15 protein-coding genes are annotated in these 18,266 nt (G+C 67.6%); 7 read left to right on the top strand and 8 right to left on the bottom strand.

From position 1 onward, the window contains the following. Positions 1 to 189: 189 nt before the first annotated feature. The 3 genes from QHF83_RS45235 to QHF83_RS45225 all read right to left on the bottom strand — a co-directional run bounded on the left by QHF83_RS45235 (position 190) and on the right by QHF83_RS45225 (position 4,582). Positions 190 to 990 carry an SDR family oxidoreductase gene (locus tag QHF83_RS45235; RefSeq protein WP_282424338.1) on the bottom strand — a complete coding sequence of 267 codons (801 nt, stop codon included), beginning with the start codon at positions 988 to 990 and terminating at the stop codon, positions 190 to 192. 28 nt (positions 991 to 1,018) lie between these two features. Continuing rightward, entirely contained in the window at positions 1,019 to 2,569 is a 1,551-nt protein-coding gene (locus tag QHF83_RS45230) for an SMP-30/gluconolactonase/LRE family protein (protein ID WP_282424337.1), read from the bottom strand. Between the two features lie 216 nt (positions 2,570 to 2,785). Continuing rightward, entirely contained in the window at positions 2,786 to 4,582 is a 1,797-nt protein-coding gene (locus QHF83_RS45225) for an NAD(P)/FAD-dependent oxidoreductase (RefSeq protein ID WP_282424336.1), read from the bottom strand. 87 nt (positions 4,583 to 4,669) lie between these two features. On the opposite strand from QHF83_RS45225, the gene QHF83_RS45220 reads away from it, so the two are divergent. Then, on the top strand, positions 4,670 to 5,254 hold the full coding sequence (locus QHF83_RS45220; RefSeq protein WP_282424335.1) for a TetR/AcrR family transcriptional regulator: 585 nt from the start codon (positions 4,670 to 4,672) through the stop codon (positions 5,252 to 5,254). A 21-nt stretch (positions 5,255 to 5,275) separates the two neighbouring features. On the opposite strand, the gene QHF83_RS45215 is transcribed toward QHF83_RS45220, so the two are convergent. Then, on the bottom strand, positions 5,276 to 6,352 hold the full coding sequence (locus QHF83_RS45215) for a glycosyltransferase (protein WP_282424334.1): 1,077 nt from the start codon (positions 6,350 to 6,352) through the stop codon (positions 5,276 to 5,278). Positions 6,353 to 6,386: 34 nt separating this feature from the next. Then, positions 6,387 to 8,954 carry an MMPL family transporter gene (locus QHF83_RS45210; protein ID WP_282424333.1) on the bottom strand — a complete coding sequence of 856 codons (2,568 nt, stop codon included), beginning with the start codon at positions 8,952 to 8,954 and terminating at the stop codon, positions 6,387 to 6,389. Positions 8,955 to 9,226: 272 nt separating this feature from the next. On the opposite strand from QHF83_RS45210, the gene QHF83_RS45205 reads away from it, so the two are divergent. The 5 genes from QHF83_RS45205 (at position 9,227) to QHF83_RS45185 (ending at position 13,950) form a co-directional block, all read left to right on the top strand. After that, positions 9,227 to 10,123, top strand: coding sequence for a CDP-alcohol phosphatidyltransferase family protein (locus tag QHF83_RS45205; protein ID WP_282424332.1), 897 nt, complete (start codon positions 9,227 to 9,229; stop codon positions 10,121 to 10,123). Further along, positions 10,120 to 11,991 carry a glycosyltransferase family 39 protein gene (locus QHF83_RS45200; protein WP_282424331.1) on the top strand — a complete coding sequence of 624 codons (1,872 nt, stop codon included), beginning with the start codon at positions 10,120 to 10,122 and terminating at the stop codon, positions 11,989 to 11,991. Before QHF83_RS45205 ends, QHF83_RS45200 begins: the two co-directional genes overlap by 4 nt. Before the next feature lie 35 nt (positions 11,992 to 12,026). Then, positions 12,027 to 12,581, top strand: coding sequence for an EF-hand domain-containing protein (locus tag QHF83_RS45195; protein WP_282424330.1), 555 nt, complete (start codon positions 12,027 to 12,029; stop codon positions 12,579 to 12,581). 190 nt (positions 12,582 to 12,771) lie between these two features. After that, positions 12,772 to 13,128: a hypothetical protein gene (locus QHF83_RS45190; protein ID WP_282424329.1), complete on the top strand. Its 357-nt coding sequence runs from the start codon at positions 12,772 to 12,774 to the stop codon at positions 13,126 to 13,128. A gap of 3 nt (positions 13,129 to 13,131) precedes the next feature. Beyond that, complete coding sequence (locus QHF83_RS45185; protein ID WP_282424328.1) at positions 13,132 to 13,950, top strand: ferritin-like domain-containing protein; 819 nt, start codon at positions 13,132 to 13,134, stop codon at positions 13,948 to 13,950. 9 nt (positions 13,951 to 13,959) lie between these two features. Here the strand turns inward: QHF83_RS45185 and QHF83_RS45180 are convergent, their stop codons facing one another. From QHF83_RS45180 to QHF83_RS45170, 3 genes are read right to left on the bottom strand one after another with little or no spacing between them, the layout of a single operon-like run. Beyond that, a complete protein-coding gene (locus tag QHF83_RS45180; protein ID WP_282424327.1) occupies positions 13,960 to 15,318 on the bottom strand; it encodes a sigma 54-interacting transcriptional regulator in 1,359 nt (452 codons plus the stop codon). Positions 15,319 to 15,325: 7 nt separating this feature from the next. Beyond that, a complete protein-coding gene (locus QHF83_RS45175; RefSeq protein WP_282424326.1) occupies positions 15,326 to 16,753 on the bottom strand; it encodes a serine/threonine-protein kinase in 1,428 nt (475 codons plus the stop codon). Further along, positions 16,750 to 17,679: a hypothetical protein gene (locus QHF83_RS45170; protein ID WP_282424325.1), complete on the bottom strand. Its 930-nt coding sequence runs from the start codon at positions 17,677 to 17,679 to the stop codon at positions 16,750 to 16,752. Before QHF83_RS45170 ends, QHF83_RS45175 begins: the two co-directional genes overlap by 4 nt. A gap of 106 nt (positions 17,680 to 17,785) precedes the next feature. Between QHF83_RS45170 and QHF83_RS45165 the strand changes: the two genes are divergently transcribed. Next, positions 17,786 to 18,223, top strand: coding sequence for a hypothetical protein (locus QHF83_RS45165; protein WP_282424324.1), 438 nt, complete (start codon positions 17,786 to 17,788; stop codon positions 18,221 to 18,223). Positions 18,224 to 18,266 lie beyond the last annotated feature (43 nt).

The following is an 18,266-nucleotide window of genomic DNA, read 5'->3' as shown; positions in this document are numbered from 1 at the left end:
CTTTCAAGTACCTGGGCAAACCGGGCGCAAGATTTGGAGGACAAAGTAAGAAACAAACGACACAACCCCACCCAGGACCCGCTCGAGCCCGCGCAGAGGTGGATGAAGGTCCCGCAGTAGTGTTAGGCAGAGTGGTGCCTCCGAACGGCCTGTCCGCGTCCGCTGACTCCACGGCCATCTGCCGGGAGCCTACTTCGGCAACAAGCCGACCATTTGCTTGTAGATGAACCGCGCAGCGCGCTGAGGATCCAGCCGGTAGAGGGCATCCATGAGCATGGCATCGGGTCCCACCAGGACGCGGTAGCGGTCGTTCTCGATGCCCTCGAGGATGATCCGCGCGGCCTTGTCGGCCGGAAGCATCCTCGCCGACCCCTCTCCGCCCTTCGTCTCGATGTTGACGCCCGAGTTCTGCGCGATGTTCGTGTGAACCCCTCCCGGGAAGACGACCGTGACCTTCACGTTCGTCCCCTGGAGCTCCGAGTTCAAGCCCTCCGTCAAGAGCTTCACGGACGCCTTGGCCGCTCCGTAAATGGTTTGTCCCGGCACGGGCAAAAATCCTCCCATGCTGGAGATGTTCGTGATGTGCGCCTCGGGCCGCGCGAGCAGGTGTGGCAGGAACGCCTTGATCATGTAGAGCGTCCCGAACAGGTTGACGTTCATCACCCGGTCGATCGCCGCATAGTCGAGGTCCTTCACTCGGACGAACGGTTGAATGACCCCCGCATTGTTGATGATGCCGTCGACGGCACCGAAGCGGGAGATGACCTCGGCCGGGAGTGCATCCACCGCGCTCCGATCCGTGATGTTCACGATGCGGGTGGCCAGCCTGTCCCGGTTCTTCCCGGCCCGCGCGAGCGTCTCTTCCAGGGCAGAGGCGTCGATGTCGACGGCCACGACGCTCGCGCCCTTCGACAGGAGGCCGAGACAGAGCTCCCTGCCGATGCCATTTCCGCCGCCGGTCACGACGACGACCTTGTTCCGGACCTTCATGGCCGTAGACTCCTTCGAAAGGGGGTTTTCAGGGCGCTGGCACGAATCGATAAAGTGCGCTCTCGATGTCCGACGACAGGTAGATGGTGCCCGAGCGGCCCACCGCAACCCCCGTGGGAATGTAGCCCGGCGGCAGGCCCTCGCTCTCGGGCAAACCGATGGGCAGATCGCTCGCGAGCACGGTGGACTTCCCCGTGGCGGGATCGATGCGCACGAGCTGCTTTCGGCCCACCTCGGCGACGATCAATCCGCCGTCGGGATGCCGGGCAATGCCCTCGGGCGCCCGAAGGTCGCTGGCCACCGTCTGCCGCGATCCATCCGACAAACGCACCCGGATCACCTTCCCCGAGCGCACCTCGGTGACATACACGCCCGGCTCCTTCGCCTCCGTGTCCGCCACGAGCCCCACCGGCCCCTCGAGGCCCTCGGCCAGCACCGTGGTCTTCGCGGGTTCGGCGTTATCGATACGCACGAGCTTGCCCGTGCTCGCCTCCGCGACGAGCAGCGTGCCATCGGGGAGCTCGAGCACGCCCTGGGCGCCATTCGGGGTGGGAATCGTCCGCAGGAGTTCTCCCGAGGCCCGATCCAGAACCTGCACGCTACTGTGGCCGCCGAGGTAGCCAGTGCTCAACACCACGTGTTTCGCGCTCAGGCTCACGTTCATGGGGAAGTTCAACCGCGTCGAGAGGACGCGGGTCGTCTGGTTGATCTTCCCATCACGCCCTCCCACCCGGCGAAAGGCATACACGTCCGCCACGTAGAGCTGCTCGTCCGGATCCTCCGGCGCGACGGCGAGCCCGGAGGGCACGCTCAATCGAGCCTCGACGAGGGGCCGGACGGAGCCATCGGCGGGATTGACGACACGAATGTCGTTATCCACCATGTTCGACACGTACACCTGGTCGTCGGGGCCGACCGCCAGGTTATCGAGCCCGGTGGGCAGCTTCGCGACGACCTCCTTGGTTCCCTTGGGCAAACGGACGCGCACGAGCTCGCCGCGCGCCGCGTCGACCACGTAAAGGTGCTCCTTGCGCGCGTCGAAATTCACGGCGGTCGGCATCCCGAAGCCCTCCGCCACGGCCTCCATTTTCCCCGTGTCCACGTCCATCCGGACAATCTGCCCTTTGAGCAGGATCGGGCCGTAGAGCCGGTCGTCCTTGCCAAACTCGAACCCGTTGAGGAAGCCGACCGGGGAGAGGATCTTGCGCGGAGCCTTTTTCCCTTCCGGATCCGCCTCCCACAGCGTATCGCCCCGGCCGAGCTGGGTGATGTAGAGCCGGCCGTCGCGGCGGAAGGCCAGCGAGTTGAGGCCTGGCAGCTCCTTGGCAAGGACGTGCGTCTTGCCATCCGGCGTGCGCCGCATCAACTGACCGGAGAAAAAGCCGGTCCAATAAACGGAACCATCGGGCCCCAGGGTCACGTCATCCGCGCCGCCGAGAGGAGGCCCCACCAACGTGGATACCGCGCCGCTCTTCAAGTCGACGGAATGGACCGTCTGACCGAGCAGATTGCTGGCCAAAAGGTGTCCCTTGCCGTCGACGACCATCCCATGGACGCCCTGGAAGGGAGAGCCGGCCACGACCACCTCCTTGCGATAGGTCTTGGGAGGTGGAGGGGCCTGTGGAGACGCCTGCGGAGAGGCCTGCGGAGACACCTGCGGCGGGGTCTCGGGCGGGGCCTGGGGAGGAGCGGCCGCGGGCTGGCATCCCAAAAGCAGAAAGGCGAGCAGGGACTTGGAGAGGAATCGATTCACGGGGGGACCTCCGGGGGGGCTCAGGCGCTCACGCTCGACCGATCAGCCACGCGTCACTTCGAGCCCCGCGAGATCGTCGGCCTTGCGCCAGTTCTGCAGGATCTCGAAGAACTCGAGCGTGCCGCCCGAATAAGCGGCGAAGCGCGCCAAGCTCGGGCTCAGGTGCCCCTCGTTGTTGTAATAGCCGGGCGTGCATTCGGGACCGCCGAAGTGGACGGTGCTCTTCATGAGGCTGCCGAGGATCACCTCCCACCACTTCTGCTGCGCCTCTTCCGTCGGTTCGATGGTCTCGATACCCCGCGTGAGGCAACGCTCGATGATGTAGGCGGCGTGCTTCGACTGCTCGTCGATGACGTGGACGAAGTTGATCGCCCAGCCGCTCTGGGTGGGGCTGAACATCAAGAGGTTCGGATAGCCGCGGGTGTGCATGCCGTGGAGCGTCACCGGGCCGTCGGCCCAGCTATCGCGCAGGGACTTGCCGCCGCGCCCGCGAATGTCGAAGCCGAGCCGTCGGGTGTATTCGCTCGAGAGCTCGAAGCCCGTGGAGTAAATGAGGCAGTCGACCGCGTACTCCTTGCCTTTCACGACCACGCCGGTCGGCGTGATTCGCTCCACGCCCTTGCCGTCGGTATCGACGAGCTGGACGTTCGGGCGATTGAACGTCTGCAGGTATTCATCGTGGAAGCACGGCCGCTTGCAGAGCTGGTTGTAATAGGGCTTGAGCGCCTCGGCCGCGGCCGGATCCTCGACGATGGACTCCACCCGCGCGCGGATCTCCTCCATCTTGCGGAAATCGGCCATCTGGCGCATCTGGGCCGCCTCCTCGGGGGTCGTGGCGCCGCGGGTCGTGGGATCATCGAAGATGTAGGTCCAGCCGTCCCGCACGAGGTCGACGTTCTGCGGGTTGCCCGAGACGATGGCGCTGAAGTTGTCCATGCGCTCTTTCTGCCACCCGGGCTTCAGCGTCTTCGCCCAGGCCTCGTCGGTCGGCTGGTTGTTCCGTTCGCCGACACCCGACGGCGTGCGCTGAAAGACGTACAATTGCTTCGCCGAAGCGCCGAGGTGGGGGATTGCCTGCACCGCGGTCGCTCCCGTCCCGATGATGCCCACGCGTTTGTCGGCGAGCCGGCTCATGCCGCCGCTCGGGCCGCCGCCGGTATAGGAATAGTCCCACCGGCTCGTGTGGAAGCTGTGGCCCTTGAAGGTCTCGATCCCCGGGATGCCGGGCAGCTTCGCCTTGTGGAGGATGCCACCGGCGATGACCACGAATCGCGCCGCGAGCCTGTCACCGCGGCTTGTCCTGACAATCCAGCGCCGCTCGTTCTCGTCCCAGTCCATCTGCTCGACTTCGGTCTGGAACAGCGCCGCCTTGTAGAGGTCGAACTGCCGGCCGATCCGCTGGCAGTGGGCGAAGATCTCGGTCGCCTTCGCGTACTTCTCCGTCGGGATGTAGCCGGTCTCTTCGAGCAGCGGCATGTAGATGTAGGATTCGACGTCGCAGGCGGCGCCCGGATAACGATTCCAGTACCAGGTGCCGCCGAAGTCGCCGCCCTTCTCGACGACGCGGAAGGAATGAACCCCCGCCTGGCGCAGCCGCACCGCCGCCAGCATGCCGCCGAAGCCACCGCCGACGATCAGCACGTCGATCGTCTCGGTCACCGCCGGACGGGTGAAACCGGGCTCGACGTAGGGATCCTTGTCGAAGTCCGCGTACACCTTGCTGAGGTCGATGTACTGGGCGCTGCCGTCAGGGCGCAGCCGCTTCTCGCGCTCGAGCCGGTACTTCTCCTTCAGCGCTTCCGGGGAAAAGGTGGCCTCACCCTTCGTCGTCGCATCCATCGGCACGCTCCTTTCGACTCCATCGCCGTAGTACACGGCTGTGTACATGGCTGGACGTACCCCATCCGCCGTCGTAAGTAAACAGTTGTGTACAAGCCCCCGACCGAGCCCGAGACGTTGGCGCGCCAGCGCGATGCCGACCGCACGCGCGCCGCGCTCCTCGTCGCCGCAAGGACGCTGTTCTCCACGCGAGGCTTCGCGAACACCGGCGTGCGCGACGTGGCGGACCTCGCGGGGGTGAACTCCTCGCTCGTCGGCCGCTACTTCGGCTCGAAGCAGGGGCTGTTCCGCGCGGCGCTCGACTCCGTGCTCGACATCTCTCCGGTGCTCCGAGGAGATCGGCACCGCTTCTGCGCGGACATGGTGTCGGCCCTCTGCAACACGCCGGATGCACGGGGCCCGCTGGCCATGATGATCCTCTCCGCGGCGGATCCCGAAGCCCACGCGACGAGCGTCGAGCTGCTTCAGACGAAGGTGCTCACGCCCTTGGCCGAGTGGCTCGGACCCCCCGACGGCGCGTGGCGCGCGGCGCAGCTCCACATCCTCTGGAGCGGCTTTCTCACGAGCTGGAGGCTCTTGCCCATCCAGGCGCTCGACGACACGCGCATCGCCTCCGCCCGCCGGTGGCTGGAGGCCGCGACGCAGGCGATCGTCGACGAAGGCGCGCCCTGAGCCTTTGGCCGAGCGGATCGCTCAGCGACGAACGATCTCGCCGAACACGGCTTCGAGCTCCTCCGCGTGGTGGCTCCACGTGTACCGCGACCGAACGAGCGAGGCGCCGGCCTCTCCGACGCGGGCGCGAAGATCCCCGTCCGTGAGCACCTTCGTGAGCGTTTGCCGCAAGGCATCCGGGTCCTCGGCACGGTAGAGGAGCACGTCCTCGTCGGCCCGGAAGAGCTCCCGCATGCGCGGCGTGTCGATCGTCACGGCCACCTTCCCGAGCGCCATGTATTCGAGCACCTTGATGGGGTCCCGGTTCATGCCGTAGACGCGGAAAATCGGGTGCTTCGAGGGCGCATACGGCGCCACGCACACGTCCGCCGCGTCGATGTACGCGCCGATCTCCCCGTGCGGCACCCGCCCCGCGAACACGACCCGCCCCGAGACTCCGCGCGACGCGGCCAACCGCTCCACGCGCCGTTTGTCCTGACCATCCCCGACGAGCAGAAACACCACGTCCGGCCCCGCCCACGATTGCGCGACCTCGACCAGCACCTCGACCCCGTGCCAGTCCGGAAAGCTGCCCGTGTAGAGCACGATCCGCTCCCCGCGCTTCGCGTATCGCGCTCGCACGGCCTCGCCGCTCTTGCCGACGAGCCCGTCCACGTCGACGCCCCAGTGCACGATCCGGAGTTTGTCCCGGTATTCCTGGGGGATGAACTCCGCGCTCGTGGCCACGATACGATCCGAGAACCGGAACGACAGCGCGCTCGCGTCCCGGTCGAGCGTCATGAGCACGCAGGGCGCGCCCGTGGCCCGCGCGAGCAGGGGCCCGAGCCCGAACGCCGAGTACCGCTCGTAGATCACGTCGGGCCGGAAGCGCCGCACCGCGCCGACCACGCGCGCGAACGCCACGGGCAAGAAGCCCTTTTGCAGCACCGGGTGGAGGTTGAATCCGCGCGCGAGCGCGCCCTCCTGGGTCGAGCCCGATCGACAATAGAGCAGCACGTCGTGGCGCTTCGCGAGCTCGCGATACACGTGGGTCACGTGCGTCGAGCCGCCATGCGTGCCCGGGACCGGGATGTTCGGGGCGAGATAAACGATACGCATCGGGTGGGAATCGAGAAGGTAAGGAGGGTTTTTCTCAGGCTGCCTGGCCGCCGCCGCTGCCCTCGGCCGAAGGCGCCGCGTTTTGCGCCGCCTTGCGCCGGCGGTCCAGCCACACGAGGAACGCAGGCAAGATCAGCACCGCGGAGAGCAGGCAGGCGATCTCCCCGACCGCCGCCGCCAGCCCGAAGCTCGCGATCCCTTTGTTGATGGAGAACATCAACGCGAAGTACCCGATGCACGTGGTCATCGAGCAGAGCACGAGCGCGCCGCCCGTCTCCGTGAAGACCCGATCGAGCCGCGCGCCGCCCTCCGAGAGATATCGCTGCATCAGGTTGTGCGAATACTCGGCCCCGATCCCGAACGTGATCGGCAGGACGATGAAGTTCAAGAAATTGAGCTTGATGCCCCGGAGATGGAGGAACCCGAGCAGCATCGACACGCCGAAGAGCCAAGGGACGAACACCCCGAGCGACTGCGGGCTGCCCCGGAACGCGATCAAAATGATCACCACGACCCCGATCGCCGCGAGCCCCACCGCCTTTGGCGCGTCCTCCACCACGGCCTGGATCATGTCCGCGTAGATGACCGCGCGCCCTGATCCCTTGATCACGTCGCCGTTCGGCAGCGTCGTCGACCGGAAGCTATCGGCCCAGCGGATGAGGTAATGCGCGTCCCACACGCTCTGGCCTTGCTTCGGCACGATATACACGATCCGCCCGCGCGTCTTGTCCTTCTCCGTGAACGGCCGCGCCACGGTCTCCGGCAGATTCGCGATCGCGATCGGCTTCAAGTCCTCCGTGGGCATGTACGGCCCGATCTCGGCCCAGTCCGCGTCCGAGATCAGGTTCCGCTTCCGTGCCTTCAGCACGATGCGCCGGATGTCCTCGATGAGCGGGATCTTCTTCGCCTGCTCCTTCGGGATCAGCGAGTGGATCGTCACCACCTTCTCGAACGGCTTCGCGTCGGCGGGCGCCGCCTCGAGCCGTTTTTGCAGCTCCGTTTCGAGCAGCGGGACCTGATCCAGGTGGTCCGTCATGACGGCCATTCCGTCCTGCGACATCCGCCCGACGATGTGCCCTACGCGCACCGACAGCGACAGCGCCGCGCTCTTGTCGCGCCGCTCGCTGCGGATGTTGCGCATGTCGTACTCGATCGGATCATTCGTCAAATACCGATACGTGAGCCCCACCGAGATGAGCCCCACCGTGACGCCGATCGCCCCGAGCGTGCGCGGCGCCGCTTGCGCGAGCTTCGCGAACAGCACGCCGTAATACCCGCGCGCCTTCGTCTTCTCCTTGCTCGGGAAATACACCGGGCGCACCCGCTCCGTCGCCGCGAGCAGGGCCGGCGTGAAGAGGTACGTCGAAAGCCAGCAGAGCAGCATCCCGTAGGCGCCGATGACCCCGAAGTGCTTGAAGCCTCGGAAATCCGTCAGCATCAGCGAGCCGTACGCCAGCATCGTCGTCGCCGAGCCCGAGAGCGTCGGCAGCCACGTGTCCTTGTGCGCCGCCTCGATCGCCCCCTCGACGTCGGCCCCGTCGTCACGGCGCGCCTCGAGATACCGCGCCATGTACATGATGCCGTAGTTGATGCCATTGCCGGCGATGATCGTCACCAGAAAGCCCGTCGAGCTGTTCAGGTATCCGATCGTGAAATACGTCAGGCCAAACGTCCACACGAGCCCCACGAGCAGGCTGCCCGCCATCACGAGCACCGTGCGCACCCGCAGGAAGAACAGGAGCACCGGCACGAGCACGCCGAGCACGCCGCCCACGCCGACCTCGCCGAGGTCCCGCACGATCGCGTCGTACTCCTCGCCGCTGATGACGAGATCTCCCGTGTATCCGACCTCCATCGTCGCATCGAGCTTCTTCGGGTCGATCTCCGCGACGATCCCTTCGACCTTGCGCCTGAGCTCCTCGCGATCCGCCTTCTTCGACAGGCTCGTCCGCGCGATGACGGCGGCGAACTTGCCGTCGGCGCTCATGTAATACCCGTTCGGATGCGGGCCTCGATCGATCTCCGCCTGGCTCTTCGGTTTTGCCGGCGCTTCGCCCGCCTTTTTCCCCGTCAGCCGCTCCTTCAGCGACGCGGCGGTGATCGGCGGCGGCGGATCCGAGTCGTCGAGCAGGGTGCCCGTCTCCTTCTGGACCTCGTACTCGTACCTCGCGACGACCTCGTCACGCGCCTTCTCGAGGTCCGCCAGATCCGCGAAGAGCAGCTTGTTCTCGTCGACGAACTTCTTCGTCTCCCGCGAGCTCCAGTCGACCTGCTCGACCCAGGGCGGCCCGAGCGCCTCGAGCTTCGGCACGATCGCGTCCACGAATGCCCTGAGGGCCGCCTCGTTTTTCCCGTCCGCGATCTCGGCGGTGACCGTCAGCGTGGTGATGCCCGAGAGGCGCGCCGAGACCCGGCGCATCTCGATCACGCTGTCCTTGTTGTCGGGCAATAACTCCGAGAAGTCGGGACGAAAGCCGATCTTCGTGGCGAAGAAGCCCGTGGGGACGAGCGAAAGCAGGGCGAAGAGAAGGACCAGAAAAGGCCGACGCGCCTGGAATCGACCGAGGGCGCGGAGAGGCCGGGGGGAGGTACGTTCGTGCATTGGAAAAGCGCGTCTCGGCGCGGGATCCACGGCCGCCGGACGCGGGAGGATAGTGCACGCCGGAGAGGGCCTGCAAGCCCGCGAGCCGGAAAGCCTCGGAGGAGAACGTGCTCGCCGCTACCTTGCCTACGCACCGTCCTCCGGGGCGTGAACCACGTTCACACCGTGTGCCGTGCGGCGACGGTTTCTTTCTGTCGTCCTTCATGCCAAATGGGGCCTCGCTCGCGCCTGCGTGGCGCGCGCCCTACCTCTCATCCTTTGCGTTCCAAGCGATGACCATCCGCCTCAGCGACGTGATCAAATCCCCCGACGTGGAGGACCCCGTGAACCTCCACGTCCACCGGCCGCTCCAGCTCTTGCTCGCGCGGCCGCTCGTGAAGACCTCCATCACGCCGAACCAGGTCACGTTCCTGTCCCTCTGCGCGGGCCTCGGCGCCGCGGCTTGCATCGTCGAGGGCAGCCTCTACGTGCGGCTCGCGGGCGCGCTCCTGCTCTTCGCGTCGGCCATCCTCGACGGCGTCGACGGCATGATCGCGCGGCTGAAAAAGACCTCGTCCGAGACGGGCCACGCGATCGACGGCGCCTCGGACTACGCGGTCAACATCACCACGACCCTCGCGGCCATCTACCACCTCGGGCAGACCTCGGGCCGCCCCCTGCTCGCCGCGGCGCTCGGCCTCGGCGCGCATCTTGCGTGGGCGCACCACCTCATGCTTTACGATTTCCACTGCGCCCTCTATCTGCGCTTCTACTCGGGTGGCAAGCACCAGGGCGGTGATCGCGAGCGGGCGCAAAAGACGCTGGAAAACGTGCGGCAGGGCGGCTCGCTCTTCCAGCGCGTCCTCATGACGGTCTTCGTCTGGCAGCTCGGCAACCGTCAATCCTTGCTCGCCAAGGTGAGCCCTCTCGGCGTGCGCCTCTCGGAGCGGCCTGCCGACGACGCGTTCGGCAAGACGTACGTCGCGACGCACCGCGCGCCCATGCGGTTATGGGCGCTCTGCGGCAACGCCCCGCACATGGATCTGATGGTCCTCGCCATCGCGCTCGATCGTTTCGAGGTTTACTTCGTGCTTCGTATCGTGGTCTTCACGCTGATCGCCCTCATCGCGATCGTATGGGAGCGCCGCGTCCTCGCGCGCCACGCCGAGCCCGGCGAGGTCCTTTCGTGACGACCGCGCTCACAGCCCAGGAGGAGAACGCCGCGCCCTCGGAGCAATCCCTCGCGCGCGCCAAGGTGCGGCGCGCCGTCGCGTTCGTCGCGCTCTTCACGGCGATCTTCTACGTCCCCTCGCTCCGCTGCGGCTTCTTCGCGGACGACTGGCTGCACCGGCTCGCGCTCGATCAGTTCCCGGACATCTTCCGCGAGCACCTGAACCTCTTTGGCCTCATCCGTTCGACCGAAGAGGTCGTCGCATTCAAGAAATTCGGCCTCGCGCCCTGGTGGACCGATCCGGACATGCGGATCAACTTCTGGCGCCCGATCCCGTCGATCACGCACTGGCTCGAGTACCAGCTCTTCGGCCACAGCGCGATCGCCGCGCACCTCATCAACATCGGGTTTTACACGGTCACCGTCTTCCTCGTCCACCGCCTCCTCGCGCGGTACCTCTCGCCGTCTCGCTGGCCGCTCGTCTTCGCGGTCGCCGTCTTCGCGCTCGACGACGCGCACGCCCTCAACATCGTGTGGAGCGCGAACCGCAACGAGACCGTCGGCGCGATCTTCGTCCTCGCCTCGCTCCTCTCGTTCATCCGGTACCGCGAGGGATCGGGCCGCGCCTTCGCGGGCCTCTCGCTCCTCTCGTACACCTGCGCCCTGCTCTCCAAGGAGTCGGGCTTCGTGCTCCCGCTCTTCGTGCTCGCGCACGTCGTGGTCTTCCCCGAGCGCCCGGGACAAACCTTTTTCGCGCGCATTCGCCCGCACCTCGGCATGCTGACCGGGTTCTTCCTGGTCAGCGTGGCGTTCATCGTCCTCTATTTCGTGGTGCTCGGGCACGGCGCGAACTCGGTCTATTACATCAACCCGCTGAAGAACCCGGGCCTCTGGGCCGAGCATTTCTTCCGGTCCGGCTTCTTCCACGCCGTGATCCTCGCGACGGGCGTGCCCCTGCACGTCCTCTCGAGCACGCCCGTGCGCGACTATCCGCTCGCGGCGCTCGCGCTCGGCGCGGTCACGGTCGGCTTCTGGGCGCTCGCGTGGCGCTGGCTCCGCAATGACAGGCCGCTCCGCTTCTTCGTGCTCACGATGGTCGCGGGCCAGGTCATCGTGACGACGAGCTTCCCCGACCCGCGCAACCTCTTCTTGCCCTCGATCGGCTTCGCCTACATGGTCGCGCGTGTCCTCGAAGAGGCCGTGACGCGGTTCCCCAAGGGCCGCCCGTATCGCGCCGTCGCCGGCACGCTCGTGTTCTTGCACCTCGTGCTCGCGCCCGTGCTCTGCCAGGTGTGCATTTACATCGTCGCCACGTTCGACGGCCGTTTCCGGGTGATCTCGGACTCGCTCGCGAAGACGATCGATTACCAGCGTTTGCCCGAGGACAAGCTCGAGGTCTACTTCCTGAACTGGCACCAGCGCGAGATGACCGCGCTCTACGGCCTCTACCTCCGCCGCGTGCTCCCGACGGGCGTGACCGATTACAAGCCGATCACGCACAACCCGAACATCTCCTACGTCGACAAGCTCTACCAGGGCCTCGGCGGCGAGCGGATCCATTACTACTCGCTCTCGTACGTGGTGGGCGATGTCGACGTCGAGGTCCTCTCGGAGAACGAGATCGCGGTTCGCCCGAAGCAGGGTCATTTCTTCCCGACGCTCTTCGAGCAGCTCTACACGACGGGCAAACCGTGGCGGGCGGGGCAGGTCTTCGAGCCCGGCACGCACCGCGCGACGATCGAGGAGGTCTCGCCGGCGGGGGAGGTCTTGAAGGTGCGCTTCACCTTCCCGGAGCCCCTGAGCTCGCCGCGATATCGTTTCATGAAATGGGACGGCGAGCGATTCGTGCCGGTCTCGTTCACGGCGGTCGCCGGGCGAAATGATTGAAGTTCCTGCGCAATGCGAACCCAGGAGGCATCATCATGACGACTGATTTGCAGGTCAAGAAATTCGGTTACGTGTTCACCTGGTTCGACCAGAATGGCGATGGATGGCTCACCCGGGACGATTTCGAGAAGATCGCCGGGCTGTTCACCGCCCTGGCGGACGAGAATGACCAGAAGAACAAGACCGCGATGCACAAGGCCTTCATGTACTGGTGGAGCGTCTTGCTGCAGGCCAGTGAGAACACGCCGGGCGAGAAGATCGGGCTCGAGGAGTTCATCCGCATCATGAACGCCAGTGTCATCGCACCGGAGAATTTCGAGAATGCGGTGGGTGGCATCGCCGACGGGTTGATTGGAGCCCTCGACCGCGACGGCAACGGCAGTCTTTCGCGGGAAGAGTACGTGCGGATGTACGACGCGCTGGGCGTCCCTCCGGCGACGTCCACCGAGGCGTTCAAGCGGCTCGATCGGGATGGCAGCGGTCAGCTCAGTTATGCCGAGTTCCGGCAGGCCATCGTCGAATTTTACCTGAGCGCGGACCCGCACGCCCCCGGGAACTGGCTGCTCGGCTCGATGGAGGCATTCCAGTAGCACGTCCGCCGCGACGAGCCGGAGCTAGCGCCGCCGCTGCCGCCCGCGCCCGCGCTCCCGCCTCCGCTTCCGCTTCCGCTACCGTTTCCGGGTGAGCTCCCGGGGCCAGCAGCGCATCTCACCCCACCCAGCGAACGGTCCTGCGACGAGCCCAGCCGCGTCCAAGGCGTGATAACGTCCACACGGCCCCATGACCGACAAGAAGACCTGGTCCCTCACCGATCCCCCTGGGGAGCCGCAGGCGCGGGGTGACGCGACGCCGCTCCTCGTGCCCAGGCCGGTCGACCCCGTGGGCGGAGGGGGCGAGGCGACGAGCGCAGCCACGAGCGACGACAGGTCCCGTGGGCCGGAGCTCGCCAATCGGCAGCCCATCATCATGGGCAATCCCAAGGGCTCGCGATACACGACCGGCCCGAGCCGCTTTGAGCAGGCCGAAGACGTCCTCGAACGCCGCCGACGCCGAACGATTGTCGCCCTGGTCGTTATGGGGCTCGTGCTCGTGGCTCTCGTCGTCTTCCTCGCCTTCGTCATTCTCCGCCGCGGCTGAGGCATGGCCCGCGAGATCTTCGATCTCTCCTTCTCGAACGGGTTCGCGCGCACCCTGCACGAGCGCGCGCTCGGCGACATCGAGCGGGACTACCCCTGGCAGAGCCTCGATCCCTCGCGATATCCGCCGCTGCTCGTCGCGCGGGCGCGGGTCGGGTGGACCGAGAATGCGTTCAACGAGTTCTGCACCGCCGCGGCCATGGGCCAGATGCTCCAGGCCCTCGTGCAGGCGCGCGCGCCGCTCGACCTCCTCGGCATGGCGAGCCGCTTCGCGATCGACGAGGTGCTCCACGTCGAGCTCTGCGCGCGCATGGCCATGCGGCTCGGCGGCGGCGCGCCCATCCATTACGATCCCGAGGACATCGTCTTCGACCTCGATCCCTCGCTCGGCCCGCTCGAACGGGCGAACGAGCTCGTCGTGCGCCTCTGCTGCGTGGGCGAGGCCCTGAGCTTTCCGCTGCTCTCGGGCGCGATGCGCAGCGCCTCGCATCCGCTCAGCCGTTCGATCCTGGAGACGATCGTGCGGGACGAGGCGCACCACGGTCGGTTCGGGTTCCTTTACCTCGACTGGATCCGCGCGGAGCTCGGCCCCGCCGAGCGGGATCGCCTCGGGAAAGCGGCGCGACGAACCCTCGACGCGTATCGTCCGCTCTGGGAGCACGGCGAGAGCCACGTCGTCTCCGGCGTGACCAGCGAAGGGTTTCTCCTGGAACACGTGCGCGAGCTCGGGTGGATGGAGGCGTCAGCCTATTCGGAGCTCGCGCGCGTCACGATCGAAGAGTCGGTCCGTGCCCCGCTCGCGCGGGCTGGAATCGTGTTCTGATCGCGAGGTCTAACCCTCGTCACTCGCCCGGATCCCGAGCCGCGCCGCGAGCCTTTGCAGAAACCTCCGGCTCACGCCCGCGAGCTCCGCCGCCCGCGTCACGTTCCCGCCCGTCTTTTTCAGCATTGCCCGCAGGTACACCTCCTCGAACCGCTCGGTCCACGCCTGCCGCGCGTCCTTCAGCGGCAGGTGCAGCGGCACGAGATCGTCGAGCTCGGCGTGCGGCCGCTCCACCGAGGGGGGAGGCGCCGAGGGCGGCCCGTGTGGCGAGACGAACCCGAGCGAGACGCTCCGCTCGATGAAGTTCCGGAGCTCGCGCACGTTGCCCGGAAAACTCCGCGAGGCGAGCAGGCGCAAGAAATCCTGCGGCAGAGGACCCGCGCCCGGAGAGAGTTTGTCGTAGAAATGCTGCGCCAGGATCGGCACGTCCTCCGGGCGCTCGCGCAAGGAGGGCAGAGAGACCTCGACGACGGCCAGCCGATAATAAAGATCCTCGCGGAACGTCCCCTCGTTCACGCGCCGCGCGAGATCCCGGTTCGTCGCGGCCACGATCCGCACGTCGACGCGCTTCGCCGTGTTGCCTCCGACGCGCCTTACCGTGCGGGTCTCGATCGCGCGGAGCAGCTTCGCCTGGAGCGCGAGCGGCATCTCGCCGATCTCGTCGAGGAACAACGTCCCGCCGTCCGCCTCCTCGAATACGCCCCGCCGATCCGAGGTCGCGCCGCTGAACGCGCCGCGCATGTGCCCGAAGAGCTCGCTTTCGAAGAGCGCCTCCGGAATGGCGCCGCAATCGATCGGCACGTACGGCCCCGCGTTTCGCCGTGACATCGCGTGCACCGAGCGCGCGACCACGTCCTTGCCCGTCCCGGTCTCGCCCGTCACGAGCAGCGTCGTATCGATCGGCGCGACCCGCTCGAGCACCGCATAAAGCTGCCGCATCGGCAGGCTCGCGCCCACGAGCTCGCCGAACGAGGTCCGCGGCGAAACCTCCACGAACGAAGGCGCGTCCCCCACGTCCATCCGGATCGACGTCGCCCCCACGCGCAGCACCGTGCCCGCGGGCACGTCCGCGTCGCGGATTCGCGCGCCGCCCACGTACGTGCCGTTCGTGCTGCCGTGATCCTTCACGGTCATCGTCCCTGCGCGGACGCGGAGCTCGCAATGCATGCGCGACACCGTGGGATCCGTGAGCACGAGATCGCAGTTGCCCGCCGTCCCGATGCGCGAGACCGAGGCCTGCACGGTGACTCGTTTGCCCCGGTCCTTGCCCTCGACGACGACGAGGTCGACCGACGGAAGTCTGAGCCCCGTCACGGGCGCGGGGACACGCGCCGTGGCGCCTTGCTCGAAATCGTCGAAATCGCTCATGCGTATCTCATTTGGCGTACGGGTTCGGCGGCAGGCGGCTTTTCGGTTTGGCCGTGGCCGTGGCGGTCGCCGTGGGCTTCGGGCGCGCGGGGCTCGGCACGGAAGCGGGAGCGGAAGCGGAGGCGGAAGCGGCGGCGGAGGCGGGAGCGGTCGCGGAAGCGGCGGCGGAAGCGGTCGCGGTCGCGGAAGCGGCGGCGGAAGCGGTCGCGGAAGCGGGAGCGGCAGCGGCAGCGCTGGCGGCCCCCGTTCCTTCGTTGTTCTCCCTGCCAAACATGAAAACGCCTGCGCCCACGGCCAGCATCGACATCGCCGCCGCAATCCCCAAACCCACCCCACGCCGCGGCTTGCTCGCTGGCATCACCGCGATTTCCCTGGCCGCCAACTGGTGCGTCGTCGCCTCCGCGATGGCCACCTCGCTCCGCGGCGCCGGCGCCTCCAACATCGACGCCGACGGCGCGCGCACCGAGGGCAAACCGAGCTCCGAAAGCCTCGCGCGCACCTCCTTTCGCCGCTCGGCCAGCGTGTCGCCCACCGTCTCCCGCACGACCCGCGATACCACCGCCGCGCTCGCGAAATACCCCGCGCGCCGGGCCGCCTCTTCGAGCGCCGCGACAAACTCGTCCGCGCTCTGAAATCGCGCCGCAGGCTCCTTCTCGAGCGCTCGCCGCACCACCGCGTCGAGCGCGTCCCCGAGCTCCGGCAAAACCACGCTGATGAGCGGCGCCTCCTCCTTGAGCGCGCGATCGAGCGCCTGACCCTCGTTTTGACCCTTGAACAGGCGCCTGCCCACGAGCGCCTCCCAGAGCACCACGCCCATCGCGAACACATCGACCCGCGCGTCCGGACGCTCGCCCCGGATGTACTCGGGCGCCATGTACCCGACCTTTCCCTTGAGCGTGCCCACCGTCGTCGGCGCGCGGGAATCGTCCTCCGCTTTCGCCACGCCGAAATCCGTGATTTTCGAGACCCCGTCGAGGCCGACCAGAATGTTCTGCGGCGACACGTCGCGATGCACGAGCCCGAGCGGCCTCCCCTCGTCATCCGCGAGCGCGTGCGCCGCCGCGAGCCCCGCGCACGCGTCGAGCGCGATTCGCACGACCACGCCCGGCGCGAGCCTTTGGCCGGCGCGCCCCGCGGCCGCCATGAGCTGACCGAGCGACGCGCCCTCGACGTAGTCCATGACGAGCTGAATCGACGCGCCCGTGAGCTCGACGTCTCGCACGTCGACCACGTTCGCGTGGTGGATCCGCGCGGCGATCTGCGCCTCGCGGACGAGCGCGTCGCGAAAGCCGGGGTCTTCGAGCAGGTGCTCGTGCGGCCGCTTGATCGCCACGAGCTGCTGGAAGCCGAGCGGCCCGCGCAGCACGCCGACGTACACCGTCGCCATGCCGCCGGAGGCGATCTTCACGAGCGGCTCGTAACGAGGGGCGCTCACGGCAGGGACACGGAGACCTTGGCGACGCCGCCGCCGGGCTGGGTTTCAAAGGACAAACGAGCCGCCGCCGGCTCGTCATCGCCGACGAACGAGAAGAGGCCGAGGGGGATGGTCGCGAGGCCGAAGACGGCCGTCAGACCAACGAACACGTTCGTCCGGACCTGCGCGCCTTCCCCGTCGCTCGCGATCCCACGGCAATCGCCGGGGGCCGCGGGGCCGGGACACCCGCGCGCCACGAAGTCGTCGTGCAGGTTCTTGGTTTGCAGGCCGAACGCCGTGAGCGCCGCGCCGGAAGCCACCGTCGCGCCGAGGCCCACGAAGAACCACACGGGCGAGAGTCGACGTGATCCATCCGCGGTCTTCTGCGTATCCGGCGGGCGTTTCGGCGTGACCGTGAGGGATGCGCCGGCGGAGACCTCCGTCGGGATCTCTTCACGCGCGGCGCCTTGCTCGATCACCACCACGTGCGGACCCACGCGCACGTAGCGCTCCTCGTTCGCCTCGAAAGGCGCGCCGTCGACGGATACACGACACGCCCCCGGACAAACCACGCGGAGTTTGCCCACGCGGGCCCCGAAGCGCGCGCGTGCCGTGCGCGCGAGCTCGACGAGCGTCGCATCCTCGCCCCGCGCATCGGCGCGCGCCGCGAGCTCCATTCCGAGCACCGGCTCGTCGCCTTCGATCGCGGCCCGCAGCGCCGACGCGAGCGCCACGGGGTTCGGCAGGAGCGCGTCGGCGCGGGCGAGCTCCCGCGCGGCCGTCGTCATGTCGCCGCGCTCGTAGGCGGCCGCGCCGCGATCGTAGGCCGCCTTCGCCTCGGTTGCGGAGTCGGGCGCGGCCGCTCCGCTCGTCGTCACGCTGAGGAGCACGAGCGCGGCTCCGGCGAGGGCAAAGGTCATCCGGCCGTGCGAGCGCTCGCGTCGCATGAGGGCCCGAGCCTACCACAAGACCCGGTGCGCAGAGCGTCCCGGATAAACGTTTGCCGTGGCAACGCTTGGCGGCCGCGCGTCTCTCTTGGTAGCCTGCCCGCTCGTGTCCCCCGTCTCTGGCATAACGCGCTGCGTGATCGTTCTTTGCGCCACGATTTCTGTGTTCGTGGCGAGCTGCGTATACGACTGGGAGGTCGGCGCGCCCGCGTCGACGGACGCAGGCCCGGGGAGCGGCGGCGCGGGCGGCAGCGGCGGCGGCGCCGATTGCGCGGATCTGCAGGCCGACCTCGAAGCCGCGCGGATCGCGGCCAAGTCGTGCGTCCTCGGCGCCTCGGGGCAGTGCGCGGAGAAGGTCACGGACGAATGCGGTTGCAATTCGTTCGTGAAGGCCGGCGGCAGCGCCGAGGCGCAGGCCTTCGCCGCGGCGCTCGAGGCGTTCCAGGCGGCCGACTGCAAGCCGTCGTGCGCGGCGGGCTGCTCCGTCGTCGTCTCGGGAATGTGCCTCATCGTGGGCGGCCAGGGTCCGTACTGCACGCCTTGAACTTGTTCGTCCTGTAAAACTCATCCGTTCCTCGGCGAAACCG

The sequence above is a fragment of the Polyangium sp. 15x6 genome (assembly GCF_029960785.1).
Taxonomy (GTDB): domain Bacteria; phylum Myxococcota_A; class Polyangia; order Polyangiales; family Polyangiaceae; genus Polyangium.
The sequence above is the reverse complement of the archived record's forward strand: the minus strand, read 5'-3'. Positions and strand labels throughout refer to the sequence as shown.

Excerpts from the sequence above, each read along its gene's own strand:
- QHF83_RS45235 (WP_282424338.1), bottom strand. The coding sequence starts at position 990 with ATGAAGGTCCGGAACAAGGTCGTCGTCGTGACCGGCGGCGGAAATGGC.
- QHF83_RS45225 (WP_282424336.1), bottom strand. The coding sequence starts at position 4,582 with ATGGATGCGACGACGAAGGGTGAGGCCACCTTTTCCCCGGAAGCGCTG.
- QHF83_RS45215 (WP_282424334.1), bottom strand. The coding sequence starts at position 6,352 with ATGCGTATCGTTTATCTCGCCCCGAACATCCCGGTCCCGGGCACGCAT.
- QHF83_RS45210 (WP_282424333.1), bottom strand. The coding sequence starts at position 8,954 with ATGCACGAACGTACCTCCCCCCGGCCTCTCCGCGCCCTCGGTCGATTC.
- QHF83_RS45205 (WP_282424332.1), top strand. The coding sequence starts at position 9,227 with ATGACCATCCGCCTCAGCGACGTGATCAAATCCCCCGACGTGGAGGAC.
- QHF83_RS45195 (WP_282424330.1), top strand. The coding sequence starts at position 12,027 with ATGACGACTGATTTGCAGGTCAAGAAATTCGGTTACGTGTTCACCTGG.
- QHF83_RS45190 (WP_282424329.1), top strand. The coding sequence starts at position 12,772 with ATGACCGACAAGAAGACCTGGTCCCTCACCGATCCCCCTGGGGAGCCG.
- QHF83_RS45185 (WP_282424328.1), top strand. The coding sequence starts at position 13,132 with ATGGCCCGCGAGATCTTCGATCTCTCCTTCTCGAACGGGTTCGCGCGC.
- QHF83_RS45180 (WP_282424327.1), bottom strand. The coding sequence starts at position 15,318 with ATGAGCGATTTCGACGATTTCGAGCAAGGCGCCACGGCGCGTGTCCCC.
- QHF83_RS45170 (WP_282424325.1), bottom strand. The coding sequence starts at position 17,679 with ATGCGACGCGAGCGCTCGCACGGCCGGATGACCTTTGCCCTCGCCGGA.